The sequence below is a fragment of the Glycomyces buryatensis genome (assembly GCF_004912275.1).
Lineage (GTDB): Bacteria > Actinomycetota > Actinomycetes > Mycobacteriales > Micromonosporaceae > Glycomyces > Glycomyces buryatensis.
The window spans coordinates 110759-128896 of the sequence record NZ_STGY01000073.1 but is presented as its reverse complement, the minus strand read 5'-3'; the positions used below and the strand labels follow the sequence as shown (position 1 = coordinate 128896).

18 protein-coding genes are annotated in these 18138 nt (G+C 69.1%); 1 reads left to right on the top strand and 17 read right to left on the bottom strand.

Annotation, left to right across the window (positions count from 1 at the left end; translation table 11 throughout):
- Positions 1-45: 45 nt before the first annotated feature.
- From FAB82_RS22875 to FAB82_RS22840, 8 genes are all read right to left on the bottom strand, one after another.
- Positions 46-840, bottom strand: a complete 795-nt coding sequence (locus tag FAB82_RS22875) for a hypothetical protein (protein WP_136536877.1) — start codon at positions 838-840, stop codon at positions 46-48.
- A 114-nt stretch (positions 841-954) separates the two neighbouring features.
- A complete protein-coding gene (locus tag FAB82_RS22870) occupies positions 955-1692 on the bottom strand; it encodes a hypothetical protein (protein ID WP_136536876.1) in 738 nt (245 codons plus the stop codon).
- An 81-nt stretch (positions 1693-1773) separates the two neighbouring features.
- Entirely contained in the window at positions 1774-2451 is a 678-nt protein-coding gene (locus FAB82_RS22865; protein WP_136536875.1) for a hypothetical protein, read from the bottom strand.
- 55 nt (positions 2452-2506) lie between these two features.
- Positions 2507-3244: an ArdC family protein gene (locus FAB82_RS22860; protein WP_136536874.1), complete on the bottom strand. Its 738-nt coding sequence runs from the start codon at positions 3242-3244 to the stop codon at positions 2507-2509.
- Positions 3245-3340: 96 nt separating this feature from the next.
- On the bottom strand, positions 3341-4417 hold the full coding sequence (locus tag FAB82_RS22855) for an ICP22 family protein (protein WP_136536873.1): 1077 nt from the start codon (positions 4415-4417) through the stop codon (positions 3341-3343).
- Between the two features lie 80 nt (positions 4418-4497).
- The gene (locus tag FAB82_RS22850) at positions 4498-5622 is read right to left on the bottom strand and encodes a hypothetical protein (protein ID WP_136536872.1); all 1125 of its coding nucleotides are present in this window, start codon (positions 5620-5622) and stop codon (positions 4498-4500) included.
- 95 nt (positions 5623-5717) lie between these two features.
- Positions 5718-6188, bottom strand: a complete 471-nt coding sequence (locus FAB82_RS22845; RefSeq protein WP_136536871.1) for a hypothetical protein — start codon at positions 6186-6188, stop codon at positions 5718-5720.
- An 85-nt stretch (positions 6189-6273) separates the two neighbouring features.
- Positions 6274-6666, bottom strand: coding sequence for a hypothetical protein (locus FAB82_RS22840; protein WP_136536870.1), 393 nt, complete (start codon positions 6664-6666; stop codon positions 6274-6276).
- Positions 6667-6762: 96 nt separating this feature from the next.
- Here FAB82_RS22840 and FAB82_RS22835 point away from each other — a divergent pair, with 96 nt between their 5' ends.
- Complete coding sequence (locus FAB82_RS22835; RefSeq protein ID WP_136536869.1) at positions 6763-7407, top strand: hypothetical protein; 645 nt, start codon at positions 6763-6765, stop codon at positions 7405-7407.
- A 46-nt stretch (positions 7408-7453) separates the two neighbouring features.
- Here the strand turns inward: FAB82_RS22835 and FAB82_RS22830 are convergent, their stop codons facing one another.
- From FAB82_RS22830 to FAB82_RS22790, 9 genes are all read right to left on the bottom strand, one after another.
- A complete protein-coding gene (locus FAB82_RS22830; RefSeq protein ID WP_136536868.1) occupies positions 7454-7813 on the bottom strand; it encodes a hypothetical protein in 360 nt (119 codons plus the stop codon).
- Between the two features lie 389 nt (positions 7814-8202).
- The gene (locus tag FAB82_RS22825) at positions 8203-8514 is read right to left on the bottom strand and encodes a hypothetical protein (protein WP_211116781.1); all 312 of its coding nucleotides are present in this window, start codon (positions 8512-8514) and stop codon (positions 8203-8205) included.
- Positions 8515-9008: 494 nt separating this feature from the next.
- A complete protein-coding gene (locus FAB82_RS27255) occupies positions 9009-9833 on the bottom strand; it encodes a replication-relaxation family protein (protein ID WP_168801728.1) in 825 nt (274 codons plus the stop codon).
- Positions 9830-12109, bottom strand: coding sequence for a type IV secretory system conjugative DNA transfer family protein (locus FAB82_RS22815; protein WP_136536867.1), 2280 nt, complete (start codon positions 12107-12109; stop codon positions 9830-9832). The genes FAB82_RS27255 and FAB82_RS22815 overlap by 4 nt, the downstream gene beginning before the upstream one ends.
- Positions 12110-12114: 5 nt before the next feature.
- Complete coding sequence (locus FAB82_RS22810) at positions 12115-13224, bottom strand: M23 family metallopeptidase (protein WP_136536866.1); 1110 nt, start codon at positions 13222-13224, stop codon at positions 12115-12117.
- Positions 13225-13228: 4 nt separating this feature from the next.
- On the bottom strand, positions 13229-14983 hold the full coding sequence (locus tag FAB82_RS22805; protein ID WP_211116780.1) for a VirB4 family type IV secretion system protein: 1755 nt from the start codon (positions 14981-14983) through the stop codon (positions 13229-13231).
- A complete protein-coding gene (locus FAB82_RS22800; RefSeq protein WP_136536865.1) occupies positions 14980-15843 on the bottom strand; it encodes a PrgI family protein in 864 nt (287 codons plus the stop codon). The genes FAB82_RS22805 and FAB82_RS22800 overlap by 4 nt, the downstream gene beginning before the upstream one ends.
- The gene (locus FAB82_RS22795; RefSeq protein WP_136536864.1) at positions 15840-17354 is read right to left on the bottom strand and encodes a hypothetical protein; all 1515 of its coding nucleotides are present in this window, start codon (positions 17352-17354) and stop codon (positions 15840-15842) included. The genes FAB82_RS22800 and FAB82_RS22795 overlap by 4 nt, the downstream gene beginning before the upstream one ends.
- 9 nt (positions 17355-17363) lie before the next feature.
- Positions 17364-17762, bottom strand: coding sequence for a pilin (locus FAB82_RS22790; RefSeq protein WP_136536863.1), 399 nt, complete (start codon positions 17760-17762; stop codon positions 17364-17366).
- Between the last annotated feature and the right edge of the window lie 376 nt (positions 17763-18138).

Here is an 18138-nt window from a genome sequence, read left to right as displayed (position 1 = left end):
CGCCAGACGTTGATCGCCGGAGTTTCGGTGCTCAACGCCGGGTTCCTAGACGGTGAAGTCGACGCGGCCGGGGCACCAGCCGATCGGGCAATCGATCGCCTCGCCCCTGGCGGTAGTGGCGTCCTCGTAATGCCAGTCGAGGTCGTTGCCGACGTCGTCGGGGTCGGGTCGGAACCATGCCGATCCGGCGCAGGCGATCCAGGCTCGCCCGCACGAAGCGCAGGCTGCGTTGATCTGCCAGGCGTCGAACCCTTCGACCTCGGCCAGCGATTCGGTAGTCATGTCGCCTGGGCAGGCCCAGATGCCGTGGAGCATCGTTCGGGTTCCGGCGGCGGTGATGATCTCGGCGAACAGGTACCGGCCCGGACGGATCTCGTATCGACCCAGTACGGCCGCCCTCGAAGGTCGTGCCTGATCGTCCGTTACGGTCGCGGCCGCGAGCGCCAACGGTGTCTCGACGGTGAGCAGGTGGAGGCGGCGCGGGGCGTCGGCGAAGTTGAGGCGGGCCGTGTCGTCCCAGATGGTCTCGGCGCGCGCATCGAACCCGAGTGCGGTCAGATCGTAGGCGAAGCTGCTGGGGCTGCGCCGGTCGAGCACGTGCAATCCCTCGCCCGGCCAGCCGCCGCCCGGATCGAGGTCGCTTTCGTCGATTACCTGGCCGGGCAGCGCCGCGACGATGCATGCGGTCTGTGCCCAGACTTCGGTGAGGGGCTGGTGTCCGGCGAGGTTCAGGGAACAGGCGGCGTAGTCGAGCGTGGCAGTGGCCGCGACACTCAGCCCGTGGTTGTCGGCAGTGACGGCGGGCGGGGCTACCGCAGCGGTGAAGTGGTTGGCGGACATGATGATGACCTTTCGATGCGAAGGGACGAGAAACGGCCCGCAGCGGCGCGGGCCGTCGGGAACGGCGCGGGCCGGTCGAACGGCCGGACCGCGCGCATGGTGGCGAGTCGACGGTTAGGCCGACGACGGCGGCTCGGTTGCCTCGTCGGTCCGGGACAGACGCCAGGCGTTGTGGACGATGACCGGCTCTGTGGGCTGTCGGTAGAACAGCTCGGCGCACGGTTCGTCGGCGCCTTGGACTTCCAGGGCGAGGCTTCCGGTCTTTTGGAGCTGGGGCGAACTGGTGACGGTGAAGGACCACGTCAATGCCGGGTCGGTCGCTTCGTCGCCGGCGGCGAGACCCTGGTAGGCCGCGAGCCGGTCGGGCCAGCGGCATCCGCACCGGCACCCGCAGGCCCGGCCCTGGTCGTCGCGGCCGTGGCAATAGCGGTGTGCCGCTGCGGCACATGAGGTGTCTACGGCGGGACCGAGCAGCGCCTGCTCCCACACTGCGACCGGAACCGGTTGTTCGGCACCGGTGAGCAGGAGGAGCGCGCGGGTGCCCTCATCGGTGATCTCCCGGACGCCCGTGAGGGTGTGTGGGATGGGCTTGGTGCGGGAGCGGCTGGCCTTGCCGATCCATACGGTCCGCTCGGCGGCGCCGGTGGCGGCGATCAGACCGGTGGTGAGGTAGTCGAATACGAGTTCGCAGTGGACTGCGGCGGCGGTGGGCCTGTGGGTGACGCTGGCCCAGTGAATTTCCCTGGCCGCACGGGCGATCATGTCGTAGACGTCGGGGTCTGCGTCCCAGATGCTTTCGGTGGTGAGCCAGTGGAAGGTGGAGTGCTCGGTGGCGGCGGTGGCGTAGTCCATAGCGGCGGACTCCTTTCGGTGCAGCGGAAAATGCCCGCCGGGACACGAGGTCCGGCGGGCGCGGGTGGTCGATCGAGAGCGTCATTGCCCTTGGGCGGGTGGAACAGGGGCGGCCTCCGATGTGGCGGGGGCGGGTCCGGGAGGCAGCGCCAGACGGAAGTGGTGCGCGCTGTCGGCGACGGCTCGTAGGCGTGTGAGGGTGCGATGTCGTTCGAGGACACCGCGGTATGCCCCGGTCATGCGGCTTCGACGTTCGCAGTTCCAGGCCGCGAGCGCCCGTTGGACGGCGTTGATGCGGAAGACCAGGAAGTGCGGATCTCGCCTGGCCCAGTGCGCGGCGACGTACCGCAGCAGCGCCTGCGCGGTTTCCCGAGAGCGATCGGGGAGACGCCAACTCAGATGGCCTCCCTCGGAGTGCTTGCGGTCGGCCAGATGCGCGGGCGAGAAGTAGGTGCTGGTCCGGTCGCGAGCGATCTCGACACCATTGACGATCAGCGGGTTGTCCAGCCCACGGCGGCCTGCGGAACCGTGAGACTCGAACGGGTCGGTACGGCCGAGGGCCATGTGGACCTCGCAGACCTCCAAGCTCGGAGCCTCGTCGGCCCTGAGTTCCGCTACGGCCCAGACGGTGACGCTGCCGCTGATGCGGGGGCCGGACAAGTCGTAGTAGGTGGCCGGGGCCGTCCAGTCATCGACGAAGTCGGCGCGTGTTCGACCGAGCTGCGGAGCGGATCGGCTGGTGATGGTGATGCGTCCCAACGGATGCCTCCAAACTGGAGGAGTGGGACCGCGCCGAAGCGTGGTCCCACTCGGATCAGTCGAATTCGAGGACCGTGCCCGCATCGGGACCGGCCTGACGTGCAGCAGTCGCGTTCGGCTTCGCCGAACCGTCGGCCCGCGCGGCCGTCAGTGCCTCGGCGAGGCGATCGGCCAGCGCGCCGAGGGCTTCGGGTGCGAGCGCGAGCGGGTCGGCGGCGGCCACGGCGATCGTCTTCGACTCGCCGTCGGTGACAGCGAGCGCTGCGGCCTCGTCGGGACGCGTGTACCGGACGGTGTAGCCCAGGCTCGCGGCTTCGCGGAGGAGCCGGTCATGCCAGATCCGGGCCGGGTCGCTTTCCGGTGCCACCTTGGGATCGGAAGTGAAGGTCTCGCTTTCGTCGGTCTGGTCGATCTCGAAGACCGCCTTGGTGCGGAACCGCGTCTTCGGGGTCTCGCCGTCCTCGCTGGTGTCGGCTTCGCCGGACTTGGGCGTGATCGGGTAGACGATCCGCATGACCGCCTTGGATCCCTTGCGGGGAGTGCGACCGCGTTCCTTCCATCCGCGGCCGGTGTCGACATCGCGCAGCTCGATCCCGGCCTGTTCGGCTTGGAGGGCGAGCATCATGTGGTTGCGGAGGCTGTAGGCCGCCAGTTTCGGCGAGCGCAGCGCGACCTCGGTTGCTCTAGCTCCGGCCCCTGGTGCGGCCAGGGCGGCGTCGGCCGCTTCGGCCAGTTCCCGGTCGCGTTCTTTGAACGCGGCCTTCTCCTCTTCGGTGTAGGTCTTGCGTCCCATCTGGGGTTCCTCTCTTCCTTTCTTGTTGGCGTGGTTGGACAGCGCGAGGGCCGACAACCGCAGTTGTCGGCCCTCGGTGTGGTGTTGGTGGATTGGTCAGGCGAGGCGGTAGGCGCGGCCGCCGTGTTCGGCGGAGGCGTCGGCGACGCGGCCTTGGAGGCGCAGCTCGCGCAGGTAGTTGTTGACCGCGTTCGAGTCGGCCTCGCGGTGGTGGGTGTCGTCCTTGCGGACGGCCTCGGCGACCCAGCCGGGCGTCACCACCTCGCCGGACGGAAGCGCGTCAAGGACCGCGTCGATCTGCTCGCGCAGCTCGCCCCGGACCCTGGCGGGTTTCAAGTCGCCCCTGAGGTTGCTCCCGGGGCTGCGGCTGGCCTTCGAACCGCCGTTCGCTGCCCACGGCATCCGCTTGACGGTGCGGACCTCGATCTCGTTCGGCGCGTCGTCGGCCTGGATGCGCCGCTCGACGGCGGCAGCGGCCAGGCCCGGGGCCTTGACTGTCCACTCGCCGCCGTCGACGTTGTTCGGGTCGGACTTGTCGAGCAGGTAGTGCTCGGCCAGCGCCCACAGGGCACGCAGCAGCCGGTTCCGTTCGGTCGCGGTGGTCTTCCCGCAGGTCCGCGCGAAGGACTCGACGGTGAACGTGGCTTTCTCACCGAGCTGGTCGAGCATCGTCGCGGCGAACACGACTTCCGGGTCGACCGGCTCGGGTACGGACACCTCGTCCTCATTCGGGCCGTCGGGCCCAGCGTCGTCGCCGGAGTCGGCTTCGGTGGGCGGCTCGGCCTCGGAGTCGTCGGTGCCCTGGACTTCGACCTCGTCGGTGAGGTCCTCGCCCTGGGCGTCATCGGTGACGGCCTGCACGTCGGGCTCGTCGGTGTTCACGGGACCGGTCTGGTCGTCGATCTCGGACGGTTCCTCGGTCGCCTCGTCCTCGGGTTCGGGCTGCTTTTCGGGCGTGTCCGGGCTGTCGCTGGCGTCGGTGCTGGCCAGGGACCACTGCTCGGTGCGGCCGGACTTGGCCGATGCGGTGCGGTCCTCGGCCTTGAGCGAATCGAGGGCTTCCTTGACCTCGGCGGTTTTCAGACCGGTGGTGGCGGTGATGTTGCGGACGGTCAAGGGTTCTCCTGCCTCGGTGAGGCAGGCCAGGACCTTGTCGCGGTTGTTGTCAGCCATTGGGCTGTCCCTTCTGGATTGATTCTTGATGGATGGAGGCGAGTCGTTCAGGGCTCGCCGATGGAGGTAGCTGGCGGTACTTACGAGAGCGGCGCCGTTGAGACGACGGTCCGCGCACCGCCAGCGGTGAGCAGGAGCCGGTTGCCGGTGGTGAGGGCGAGCGTGACCTCACCGTCGGGGAGGGTCGCCAGGGCTTTCTTGAGCAGCCGCCGGTCGACGGTGCGGCGCAGGCCCCAGAACTCGACCACCTCGGCCAGCTCCAGGCGCTCGCTCCGATTCGCGCGGATGCGGGAGGCGAGCGAGGACTTGGACTGCGCAGCACTGGCCTGGACCGGCTCGTCGAGGTATCCGCCGATCACCGACAGGTCTTCGACGGCGGTGGCGAGGGTCTTGATGCGGCTGGTGACGTCGCCGCGGCGCAGCTCCAGCCACCGCGTGGAAGAACAGGCGACGACGGCGGTGCTCCACTCCCCGCCCATGTCGGCAAAGGGCTTCGCCAGCGCTACGACGGCCTCAGAGGGGATGACGACGTCGAGCACCTTCCGGTCGCTGGCGTCCGTGGCGTGCTCGACGGTTTGGACCGTCGCGGCGTACGTGGCCTTCGCCCACGCCCGGATACCTGAGGCGTCGATGCGCACCCGGACCGCTGCCCAGTCGCCGTAAACAGGTCCTGTCTCGACGACCGCCCCCGCGCGGGCAATGGCGGTGAGCGCCGTGCCGTCGAGCGCACCGCCCGTGATGCGTTCGGCGTCGTCCATCGGCTGTGGCAGGGTAGGGAATCGGTCGAGTGGCACGGCGGCCAAGAGCACCGTGCAACCCGGTGCCATCACGGTGATGGCCTTGCCTGCCACGGTGATTTCGACGGTCTCACCGCCGACAAGGTCGAGCGCGGCCGCGAGGCGGGCAGCGTCGACGGCGGCGTTGCCGCTGCGGTGGAGCGGGCCGCGCTTCACCGTGAGGGAGACCGACAGGGCATGGATGTAGTCGAACCCGGTGAGCGTCAACCGGTCGTCGTCGGCTTCGAGCCGGACCGTACGAAGTTCTGCGGCTTGGGCTTTCATGGGCACCGCCACGAGCGCGTACACCGGGGCCTGGCGGAGTGGCTTCGCTCGAACCTGGACGCGCAGAGTCGGAGCGGGGTCGAGTTCGGGACGCAGTTGACTGCGGGCGAGCGCGCTCAGGTCGTGGCTGTTGTCGGTTGGCATGTTGCTTTCCTCTTTCTTGTGCGTTGGTGGACATGGCGAACCGGCCCCGACAGGACGTCGGAGCCGGAGGTGGGAACGTCGTTGGGATGTCGGCTTCAGTGGTCGGCCGGTCGGCTGGACCAGGCGGCGCGGATGCGTTCGGCAACCGCATCGCTGAACACCCGCCTCCCGTCGTGGACCCGCAGCAACTCGCCGGAATCGATCGGCCCGAGCCCGACGTACTGGCGCAGACGGGTCCGATCGGAAGCGTCGAAGGCTTCGGCGGTGAGGGTGGCGAACGTCGATCCGGTGCCCGCGTGTTCGAACTCGACGACGACGGCCCCGGCCGGTTCCAGCGGGGTGAGTCCGTTGCGGGTCCGGTCGGCGACGGCGCGCCGGAGGAGGTGGCGGGCGAGAACCGCGCCCCACAGGGAACCCAGGGCTCCGGCGGAAGCGTCGAGCAAGCCCGAGGCGTCGGCTTCGGCGTCGTGGGCGATGCGGCGGCAGGTCCAGCAGACCCGGCCGGGCACGATGGTGTCCATGCCGCACAGACGGCACGGCAGTTCACGGTGATCGAGATGGGACATGGCGGTACTCCTTTTCTCGGAAGTCAGATTGCGGAGACGGCGATGGCCGCAGCCAGAAGGCTGCGGCCATCAATGACATGAGTGGTCAGGCGGAGAGCGGGAGCGCGGCGCGCGTGGCGAACAGCTCGGCCTGGAGGGCGTCGCGTTCGGCTTCGAGCGCTGCACAATGGCGTCGCAAAGCGGCGATGTCGGTGGCCGGGTCGAGCGGCGCGGCGGTGGCCCGGCATTCGCGGCAGTGATGCGGCCAGGGGTGCAGGTCGGTCGGGGCGATGATCTGCCGCTGCGGCCACACCTCGAACTGCGGCTGGTCGAAGACGATCTCGACGAGATCGACCAGGGTGCTGTCGATCGTGGCCGGGCAGTAGTACGGCGCGAGCGTGTTGACCGCCAGGGCTCCGGGGGCCGGCAGCCACAACCAGGGCCTGGCCGCGACCTTCTGGCCCGGCTCCAGCGATGTGGGGAAAGACGGGTGGTTCATGGACGGTGTTCCTCTCAATGTTGGTGGCATGGTGTTGCCCGGATTCGGAGTACTTGGGGACCCGCCTCGGCCCGATGGTCTCGGTAGCCTGAAGCGATGCACCCCTGGACTGCGGCCCTGCTCGGATTGGTCGCCGCGCTCCCGTTCATCGCCGCCGCCTGGAGGACGACGCCAAGGCGGTTGCCTCGGCCCTCGTTTCGCAGCCGCAGCGGACGATTGATGTGGACGGTGGCAGCGGCAGTAGCGGCGGCGGGGCTCGCCGGATGGATAGGTGTGTCGGCAGCGGCGGGGCCGTACCAGCTCGGGGCCCTGATGGTCTTCGCTGCGGCGGTTCCCGGTATCGCCTTGTGCGACGCGGTGACCCGACGCATTCCGTTCCCGATCGCCTGGACGCTCGGGACGGTCTTCGCGGCGGCAGCCGTCCTCGGCTTCCTCGCGGACCGCGATCCGGGACCAGCGAAGTTGGCGCTCGTCGGCGCGGGAATCGCGCTGCTGGCGTTGGGCTCCGTGGCGTTCTTCTCCGGGGGCGGGATCGCACGAGGAGACATCGCCATTGGAACGGTCTACGCGCTGCCGCTGGGGATGCTGGAGGTCCGCGCGGTCGCCTGGTGGCTGCTGCTGAGCCTCCTGCTGGCCGTACCGGTGGCCGCCGTCCGACTTCGGCAACGCGGCAAGAGCCACCGGATGCCCTTGGGGCCGTTCCTCATGGCCGGTTGGGCGCTCACTCTGCTGGTGGTATGACCGCGATCAGGCGTTCGCCGATCCGATCGAAAGAGCGGCGTCTCGTCTAGGACTTGCGGTGGGGGCGTTCACGCTGTTCTGCGGCGACGATGACGGCGAACGGGTCGCGCGGGGCGTCGAGTTCGCATTCGAGGCAGTCGCAGCCGTTGCAGTGGAGGTCGTCCGGGTAAACCCATTGCGGGGAATTCCATGGACCAGGGATGGGGAGGTTCACCAGGACTGCATGCGGGTTGGGGCCTGGGGTGAAGCCGGCGACGACGGCTTCGACGAACCGAGGGGAGATGAAGTCGGTGCAGCGGCCTTTGCCGGTCGGGATGGTGATGGCAGGGCGGAGGCGGACGGTCTGACCGATGGCGAGGTGTGCGATGTGCATGTCGATGACTCCGATGTAGTCGATGGAGGGCATGACGGAATCCCCGAACCGGACGGCTCAGGGTGCGGTGGTGGAGGTGGGGCGCAGCGCGAGAAAGGCGCTGACCAGCCGCAGATTTGCGGACGAGACGGAGCGGCAGGGCCGCCAGATGGCCGTGAACGCGGGTCCGACCGGTTTCCCAGTGGGAGGGTTCGCGTCCGGTACGGCTACCGACTGGCGGAGCGAGCTCCGGAAAGGTAAAGCGTCAAACGTGATGTGAAGCTTCGACGATAGCGGTCTGCCAGCGCAAATGCACGATCACAAGCGTTCACAACCGGTCACAGGCGATCACAGACCCGGTGGTTTCGGATTCAAGAGGGCGAAACTCGCTGCTCTATCTGGCAGACCCGAGAGCGCCTACTGCCGTGCGGTCGCGGCCCTGCTCAATCGAGCACCTCGACGAACTTGATCCGGCCCCGGACGACATCGAGAATGATCATGCCCTCGCGTCCGTCTTCACGGTCGAGCAGGATGTTCCGGTGCCCTTCACCGTATGGTCCGTTCGGCGGCTCGTCGGTGTAGAAGCTGTGGCACGTGGGCCCATCGCACTCGCAGTTCCCGTAGACCCGAAGATCAGCGGCCACGATCGCAAGATCGGTCTCGCCTGCTTCGCGCAGGTGTCGTTGCAGCGCTACCGAGAGCACGGGCAGGATGTCAGCGACCCGAGGATGGTCGTCGTCGAAGGGTGCGTTCACCATCGAAGAATATCGGCGCTCCTCGCGCAAGGCATGACCGAAGCCAACTCGCGGGTCGGACTCACTGAACGGGCCCGCGCTGAGCGGGGACGCCGCCCGAACCGGTCTGTGAGAAGGAGTAAGGGGGCAGCGCCAGCAGTCTCCTGAAGAGGCGTCAGCAACACGCCCGCGACGAAAGCAGCCGGGTAATGACCAGCATCGGTGGCAGCAGTGAGGGTCGCGGGGCAAGACCGCGGTGAATGTCGTCGGTGTGTTCTGGGGATATGGATTCGGGTTTGCTGCTGGGGCCGGATACGGGGCGTGAGCTGCGGATTGAGGCTGTGATCGGGGCCGTGTTGTCATGGGAGGGGCGAGAGGGTCGGTCACAGGGCCCGGTTGTAGGAGGCGGGTACGAGCCCGGCGAGATCGATCCATAATGCACTCATTGAGTTTGAGGGAAGGCGTCAATTGCTTTCGAACCGATGGCATGGCCGGGCATGTTGCACGCTCGTCGGTCAGGTCTGCTCGGCGCGGTGGGCGATTTCGGCGAGGCTCAGGCGGCGCCCGGAACCGATCAATCTCCAGTGCTGTCCTGCGGGGTGGCGTGCGGCCTGGGCGGTGATGGCGGTGGCGACCGGGAATTCGAGGGGTTCGCGGCGGGCGGTGGTGTGGAAGTTGCTTTCGCGGGCCGCACTGGGGAGGGTGAACAGGAGGGTACGTGAGCGACCACCGTCGAGGGGCCGGTAGCGCATGTAGCGGCGGAGCTTCGCGGCGAGCTGGGTGTGGGTCTCGGTGCCCTGGTCGTGTTCGTGCCAGGCGCGTAGCTGGGGGCCGGTGCGCCACTTGACGACCCATCCGGCGTCGGGGTGGAGCTGCCCCGAACATGCGGCGGCGGCCTCGGTCTCACAGAGCCATTGCACGACCGTGAAGGCGCCGTTCGCTTGGGCGTCGGCGTGGAGGCGGCAGGCGATGCCGTTGGCCGTCTCCAGGTGGATTCGGGTGCGGGAGACGGCGAGTTTCTGGACGTGCCAGGCGCACCACTGCTTCGTCGGGGGTTTGGCGGCGTTGCGGTGGGCCCAGATCGCGTGGCCCCATTCGCCGAGGGTGTAGCGGTAGGCGGAGCGGTTGGTGGGCCGAAATCGGGCGAGGACGCCGAGGCGGTTGAGGGTGAGGATGCGGTCGCGGGCGGTCCATTCGGAGGGGAAGAAGACGTCGGCGAGCATCGGTGTGGTCAGGATCTGGTGGGAGCCGAGGCAGTCGATGATGGCCAGGTCCCTGTCGGTCAGGCGCTGGTAGAGGTCGGTGAAGGCGATGGCGTCTTTCGCCACAGTGGCGGTCATGGTCGGCGGCTCCTTGTCGTGTGCGGTGTGAACGCCGGGTGCGCGGCGGCCTGGGCGCGGATGGACTCGCCCTGCCCGATCGGTGTTTCGGGGGGCAGGGTGGTGAGGGTGCAGGCGGGGAGGGTGCGGCCGCCTGTGAAGGGGCGGGCCGCGATGGTGTACGCGGGCAGGTGTTCCAGGTCGTGCTCGGAGAGGTTCGGGGCGGTGTGGCGGGCCAGCAGGTGGGCGTCCTCGGCGCTGGTGGCGAAGTAGGCCTTGGTGCGGGCGTTGGCCGCGACGGCGAATTGGAGTGGGCGGTCGAGTTGGGCCCAGTGCTGGTGGGCCAGCACCATGCCCAGGTGCAGGCCGCGGGCTTCGGCGAGCATGTCCTCGACGGCGTAGGGCAGGTTCAGGAAGTTCTGGAATTCGTCGAGATAGAGCGTGGCGTCGCGTCGTTTGTTCTCTGGGATGCGGGCGCGGGCGGAGGCGGCCTGCCAGACGCGGGCGGTCAGTACCGATCCGAGTAGGCGGGCGGTGTCGTCGCCGAGCTGGCCTTTGGGCAGCCGCGCTAGGACGATGCCGTCGGTGTTCAATGCGGCTTCGAGGTCGAAGCCGCGTTCGGGTGATCCGATGGTGTCGCGGACGAACTCGTGGCCCAGCAGTGCCCGGATGCGGGAGAGGACTGGCCCGGCGGCTTGGGATTGGACCGTGGGTGAGAGTTGGTCGAACCATGTCCAGAAGCCGCCGAGGACCATCGGGTCGTCGATGCCGGCGATCAGGGGCGCGCGGTAGGCCTTGTTGGTCAGCAGTGAGGGCAGGTGCCGCAGTGCGGGGTCACCGGCGACGAAGAGCGTGCGCAGGGCGTTGCGGAGGATGTCGTCGGCCCTGGGGCCCCAGTGTCGTTCCCAGATGCGGCGGCAGATTCCGGTGAACTGGTCGATGACTACTTCGGAGTCGGCTCCGGCGAGGGGATCGAGTCCGGGGTGGGGCCCGGGGGCGGAGGGGTCGATGAGGACGAGGCGGTTCTTGGCGGTGTCCGGATCGAGGCTGTCGACCACGTCGTTGACGAGGTCGCCTTTGGGGTCGATGACGACCACGGGCCTGCGCGCCCTGATGTCGCTCATGATCATGTGGTGCAGTAGCACCGACTTGCCCGAGCCGGTGGGGCCGACGATGTGCATGTGGTGGCGGGCGTCGGTGACGCGGATGGCGAGTCGTCGGCCGTCGGGGCCGATGCCGAGCGTCTTGGTGTTCCGGCCGCCGTTCACCGCGTGGACTGGTGCGGCGACCGTGCGGGCTCCGGCTCGTTCCATCGCGGGTACGACCTCATCGGAGGGTAGGTGCGCGAGGGCGCCGGTCTCGTTGCAGGTCAAGGTGATGGCGCTGTCGTGGACCCAGGTATTGCATCTCCCGGCGAGGTTCGCCATGCGGCGGCGCCGTATTCCGGCCGCGCCGGTGAGCGCCGCTGCCGCACCGCCGAGCCGGGAGGCGGCGGCTTCAGCTGCCTGCCCGCTCGCCGTGTTCCCGGTGACGGCCCAGCGCAGGCCGACCGACCAGAGCAGGCCGCCGGACCGTTCGGCCGCGGCCCTGCGGTACCGGGTAAGTGTGGCCGGTTCCCTGATTGTGGCGGTGGTTTTCGGCCCGGTGAGGGTGAACAGGTCCAGGATCTCGTCGATCAGGCTCGTCCGTCGCTGGGCGCCGTCGGCAGCTCGGCGTAGGAGGCGGGTTTCGCGAGGGGATGCGGGTCGGGCCGAGACCTGTACGAGGGCGACGGCGTCTCGACGACCGGCGAGGCCGGCGGCGATGAGGCCGCGGAGCGGATCGACCGGAGCATCGGCGGTGACCGGCTCGGCGGCCGTCCCCGACCAGACCAAGCGCCCACCGGCTGCATGGTCTTCTTCTGGCAGCGGTGGTTCGGCGTCGGTGGTCTCGGTCTTCGCTCCCGGCCATGCGGCTTGGACGGCGTCGGCGACGACCCCGGCGCTCACCGGCGTGGGCACCCAGATCCGGACGGTCATCTCCGCACCGCAGAACCGGTACTCGAAGACGACATGCGGCTGACCGAACCAGAATCGCTGCCAAGGCGATCGGCTGATCGCGCCCAGATGCGTCCACAGTGCAGCTGCGCCGCGCGGGTCGACTTCGGGCGGGGCCGCGATGGTGACATACCGCGATCCCGGAAGCCAGGTTCGGGCGTCACGGCGGTGGAGGGCTATTCGGACGAGGCCGACCACGCCCGCAGTGAGTGCGGCAGCGAAGGCCAGCCACATCGAGGGGTCGTGCACGAGATTGTTCATGTCGCCTACGCCTCCCCCAACTGGACACCGCGAGCGGCCATGAAATCCAACGGCGGCACGGCCGAGTCCGAGCCGGGGTTCTCGGCGCGGTTATGGGTCTCGTAGTGCAGGTGCGGGCCCGAGGAGTGCCCAGAGGAGCCGACCTCGCCGATGACCTGCCCGGCCGCTACCGAGTCGCCGACCGCGACGGGCGGTTCGGTCCGCATGTGGCAGTAGCGGGTGAGCGTCCCGTCGGGGTGGGCGATCTCGACATACCAGCCGCAGCCACGGACGTCGGGTGAGCCGTCCACATCGCACGAATATGCCCCGCCTGAGGTGGTGTGGGCGTTGCAGCGGACCTTGACGACCTCGCCGGGCCCGGCGGTCAGAATCGGCGTGCCGGAGCCGGCGGGCAGGTCCACGCCTTGATGTGTCGGCCTCTCGGCGGTGCGGAACCCGCCGGTGACCACGTGGCCGGGGAGGGGATGGGTCCAGCCTTCGGCCGAGATATCCGATCCTGCGGCCCGGTTGCAGTTGATGCGCGCGGTGACGCCCTGGACGATCGCGGCGGCGGTGTCCTCGTGTTTGGCGTAGGCGTCGGGGAACGCCGAGCGCTGCACGAGTTGGGCGGCTTCGGTCAGGGGTCGGGTCTCCCAGTCCTCGACGTCGGTGAGCGCGTTGTAGAACTTGGTGGCGGCGGTGGCGGGGTCCATGAGCTCTGAGACGGTGCCCCAGCCCGAGGCGGGCCGCTGCTGGAACAGCCCGAGTGAATCGTGGTCGTAGCCGGTGCCGTCGTTGGGCAACTCCAGCGACGCCGGGTGGTTGGGGTTGGCGAGGTTCTCAAGCCCGGATTCCTGCATCGCTGTCGCTACGGCGATGACCACAGCTCGCTCGGAGAGCCCGAGGTCGGCGCCGGTGATGTAGATGGTGACCGCGTGGGCGATCTCGGTCTCACCGTAGGAGGAGTATTCGCGCTCCAGATCGGCCGCGACGGCCCCGGCATCGACGCTGCATCCGGCGAACCATCCGAACCCGAACCAGGACGTGAGACTTTCGGCCGCGGTGGCGACCACGCCGACGGTGCAGCAGCAGGCGGCCATGACTGCCACGACGATGGCGGAGATGATGCGTCGCATGCCCTCACCGCCCCCCGTCGCCGAAGGCTTCGAGTCCGGTCAGGCACAGCCGGTGCTCCTCGGGCGCGGCGATCGTGGAGAACGCCACCCGCGTCTGTCCCGCGAGCAGCAACGCATCACCCCGACGCGCGCTGGCGATCAGGTCGGCCTCGGTGTCGGTGAGCGCGAACGCCGCGGTGACCGCCGCTATCGACTGCGGGGCCTGTCGCAAGAGCACTTGGGTGGCGCTGTTGGCGATGACGGTGTGGCCCAAGCTGGTCGACAACAGGTCGTCGGCATCCTGGGTGATCACCATCAACCCCGCGTTCCTCTTTCTCGCGGACTTGGCGAGACGGCTGAGGAAGGCGGCTCCGGCCCCGTCGCGCAGCAGCAGCCACGCCTCATCGACCGCGACCAGCCGCCGGACGCCATCGGTGCGCAGGCTCCGCCAGATCGCATCGAGCACCACGAGCGTGGTCACGGCCGCCATCTCTTCGGGCACTGCCGACAGGTCGAAGACGTGCAACTGGCCTGGCCCAGCGGTGGAAGCGGTCTCGGTGTGCCCGGCGAGCAGGCTGGAGAGGCCGCCGGTCACATACGGGGCCAACCTTGCCGCCAAGCTCGCCCCGATCTCCGAGCCCTCGGCAAGGAGCGCAGTCACCTCCGGCATGATCGGCGGTTTGCGGCCCCAGGTGCCCGGTTCGTCGGTGATGCCGCAGGCGGCATAGGCGGCCGCGACTGCCGCGTCCACGGCGGCGGCTTCGGTGCTCGACAGGTTCTCGCCGAGTGCGGTTTCGATGACGGTGGCGCAGAAGAGCTTGCGGCGAGTCAGGTCCTCCGGACTCGCCTGGGTCGGGAGCGCGAGGGGGTTGATCGCCTCGCCGGCCGCGCCCGGGGCGCAGACCGTGCCGCCGACCGCGTCCGCCAATGCCCGGTATTCGCCTTCGGGGTCGATGACGGTCACCGAGGTGTCCTGGTAGAGCTCGCGCAACATGGTCGTCTTCGCGAAATACGACTTTCCGGCGCCGGACCTGGCGACGACGATCGAGTTGTAGTTGTCCTCGGCCCACCGGTCCCACAGCACCGGGGCGCCGCTGATCGCGTTCAATCCGTAGAGGACCGCCTGTTCGCCGGGCGGGCCGGGCACGTCCGGGGAGCCGAACGGGAAGGCCGCGGCGGCGGTATCGGTGTCGACGGTCCGGCGCGCGCCGAGCGAATCGATGCCGACCGGGACGGTGGAGGTCAGGCCTTGGAGGGGCCGGAAGGTGGCCGGGCGCAGGTCGCACATCATCGCCGCCGCCGTCGCACGAAGCCGCGCGCAGGAGCGGTCCAGCGTTTCTGGTGTGGGGGCGTGGACGGTGACATAGAAGCTCATCGCGTGCAACCGGGTGTCGCCGCGGGCGATCCGGGAGGCGAGTCCGGCCGCATCGCTGGCGGCGGCGTCGAGTCGGGGGTCGTCGAGGTGTTCCTTCGCGGCCACGTACCGCTGCGTCGACTCCATCCGGGCCCGCTGCTTGCGCAGCCGCGCCGCCGCGACCTCGGCGGGAACACCGTCGAGGTGTAGGGCGACTTCGAGTCTGGTGGCCTGGTCGACCAGCGGCTCCAGCCACGCATAGGAGACCATGCCGGGCCAGCCGACCAGGATCAGCGTGGCCGCCCAACCGTCCCCGGTCTGCACCCGGCGGGCTTCGGGGCGCACCGCATCGGGCCACAGTTCAACCGAGGCGTCGAACGATTCGCCCCATCCCCACAGGCTCCGCAGCCAAGTCATGCCGCTCATGCGATCCGCCTTCCCGGTGTCCCGAAGGGATCGACCCCGGCACGGACGCGCTCGCACACTCCGGCCCGGTCCAGCAGCGCCGCTCCCGCGCCGATGGAGGCAGCGAAGTCGCACACCGCGCCAGCGGCCCGCTCGGCCGCCTCGGCGCTGTGGGCGGTGACGACCACGGTGATCTGCCGATCGAGCAATCCCTGCACCCGCACCAGTCCGGCGAGCCAGTGAGCATGCGCGCGAGCGGAAGTCGCGACAGCCGTATTCGGATGGGCCGTCGCACGCTCGTCGAGTGCGTCGATGTATCCGGACAGGTCGACTGGGCGCGTGGCCACGACGACCTGGAGATGGGCGTCGAGCCCGTAACACAGCCTGGCGAGCGCGGCGACCAGACTCGTCTGCTCGGCCGGCCCCAGCAGGTCGAAGTTCACGCTGCCTACATCGACCGCGCGAGCGAACCCGGCCGCACCGAGGTCGATCAAGCCGTCATCGGCGACGCGTCGGACCGGGCCGGTGAGCACGCCGGCCTCCGGGTTCGATGCAGCCCTCCGCTCCAACTGAATGCCCAGGGCGGCGCCCCTGCCAGCGGCCATTGGCCGCCGCGGCATGACGGCCGCAGCGGCGAAGAGCCGGTCGAGCCCGATCCCGTCGACCCGGCCGATCGCCACCGCCGCCGACAACGCCACCGGAATACACGCCAGCGGCATGACCAACTCCAAAGGCAGCAGCGAACTCAACGACTGCCAGACCAACGCCGCAGCCAGCCCGGAAGGGGCGAGCATCAACAACTGCCGCACCGTCAGTCCGAACAGGACCCTGTCCTGGATATCGATGTCGGCTGGAACCGGTACGTGCCCTGCGGTGCTCATGGGAATTTCCTTCCTCGGCGGTGACGTTTGATCCGGTCGATATCGGTCGGCGTGGCCAGGGCCGGGCGCTTGACCGGCTCGGGAGGGGGAATCGTCTCTACCCGAGGCCGGTGGCGCCGCAATCGGTCCCAGGCCGTGGGTTCGGGGGCGGGAGTGATGTCGGCGGTGCGCTCGACAGACCGATCAGGGCCGGGACTGGCCCGCCACTTCGCGGGGCCGGTTTCCCACAGTCCCGGCGGGGCAGTCTCCAGTTCGCGGCGGACCGGTCCGGGCCGTAGCGGCTCCGGCTCTCCGTCCGGCTCTGGCGGGCGCTCGGGACCGGCGCCCGCCTTCCACTGCCGGGGCGGCGCGGCCTCCAGTTCACCCCGGACCGGTTGCGGGGGTAGTTGCTCGGCGCTGGTCGGTCCCTGCCCTGGACGCTGCGGGGGCCGGGCAGATGAGTCGCCGGTGACGTACGGCGGGCGGTCGAGCGCGGGCTGGCTTGGCGGGTTCGGCGGGCCGGGCGGGCCCGGCGGCGCCGGTCGCGGCCGTGGGTTCGGAGGCTGGGGCCGGCGCGGCGGCGCGGGCGGGACCTGCTGGTTCTGGTTGCCCCGGCCTCGGAACATTTGCATGCCGAGGCCGATGACGCGCCCGACTGGGTTGGCCCTGAACAGGGCGATCCCGATCGCCGAGCCGATAACGGTCTTGGCCAGCTTGGCGCCGGGGATCCGCAGCGGTGTGCCCTTAGCCCAGATGAACAGGTCCTTGTGGAGGCGCCAGGCGACCCAGATGAGCACCAGCAGGTAGAACGGGCCGAGGCTGTAGTAGCCGAGGACCTCGATGTCGTCCAGGTCGGTGTAGATGTTCGCCCACACCCAGATCAGCGCGGCCTGCCCGACCGAGGAGCCGAAACAGGCCCACAGCATCCGCCACCACAGCCACGCCACGCCCTCGGAGAACGGAAGAGCGTGGCAGGCCAAGGCGACCGGCGCGAAGACGGCGACGACGAACCAGGCGATATTGCGGGTGAGCATGCACAGCCACAGCACGAACGCCCCGATGAGTTTCAAGAACGCGACCACCAGATCGATGAGCGTGATCGGTATCGAGCGCGCCTCGATCGCCAGGATGTCAAGGAAGTCGGCCCCGTGCTCGGAGTCGCCCATCGTCTCCCCGAGGGTGAACGCGGCGACGAAATCGATATTGAGGTCCTGGATGAACCACACGATGTTCGGTGAGAAGGAGGAAAGCAGAAAGCCCGCGATGAGGCGGGGGACGATCTCGCGGGCCGAGTAGCGCTCCTGGAGCGATTCGGAGGTCATCACGATCACCCCGCCGACGCACACCAACAGGCCGTAGACGCCCATCACCAGCAGGCGGAACGACGAGGCCAACGGCGTTGCGAGGACGGTGAACAGGGGGTTGAGCACCAGCATCGACAGGGCGATCAGCGACTCGATGACACTGAGACTGGTATCGCGCATCTGGTCGAACGCCCACTGCGACGCGTTGTCGAACAGGTCATCGATCATCGCGGCACCTCACTCGTAGGAGTGGGAGCCGACGAAGTATTCGAGGAGCTTGATCAGCACCGGCGCGAACAGCACCAGCGCCAAACCCACCCCCGCGGCCCGCAGCGCCGACTTCGCCTTCTCCGTCTGCGCGGGGTCGGAGGAGAGCATGTAGCGGACCCCGGCGATCGTCGCCATGATGACCGCGAACAGGCCGGCCAGACCGATGATCCAGTTCCGGATCCGATTGAGCATGGCCGTGACCGTCTCGGTCGTCGTCTGCGCCAGTGCCGGGCCCGCGTCCAGCGCGATCACCACGGCGGTCCCGGCCACGATCAGCCCTAGGCGCAGCGCCCAGGCCGTCGCCGGATGCGCCGCCACGACGCGCCAGCGCCCCGAATCGGAGCGGTCGTTGAAGGTCGGTTCCACCGCGCACCTCCCATAGGAAGTCCCGAGTGGGGCCCCGGCCCGGCGGAAGGCCGGAGCCCCGGACCCGGTGCGCGGAACGGCGCGAGCGCCATCACCTCCTCAGTCGGTCGTGAACGAAACGGACTGGAAGCAGCCCCGCACAGCGGGCCCGAACCGCCGCACCTGGCGACGGTTCACTCCAAAACCGCCGCTCGTGACCGGCGAAGGGCGTGCCGTGACCGGACTGGCACGGTCACGAGCGGTCACACGAGGCGCCCGTTCGATCCTTGGTCGTCCAGGGCCGGAACGGGTGTGATCGCAGGAGCGTTCGCGCTGTGTCCGTCTGTGAACGCGTGTGCATGGCGGTGGGCGGTCACGACGTGGCGCGATGGACTCC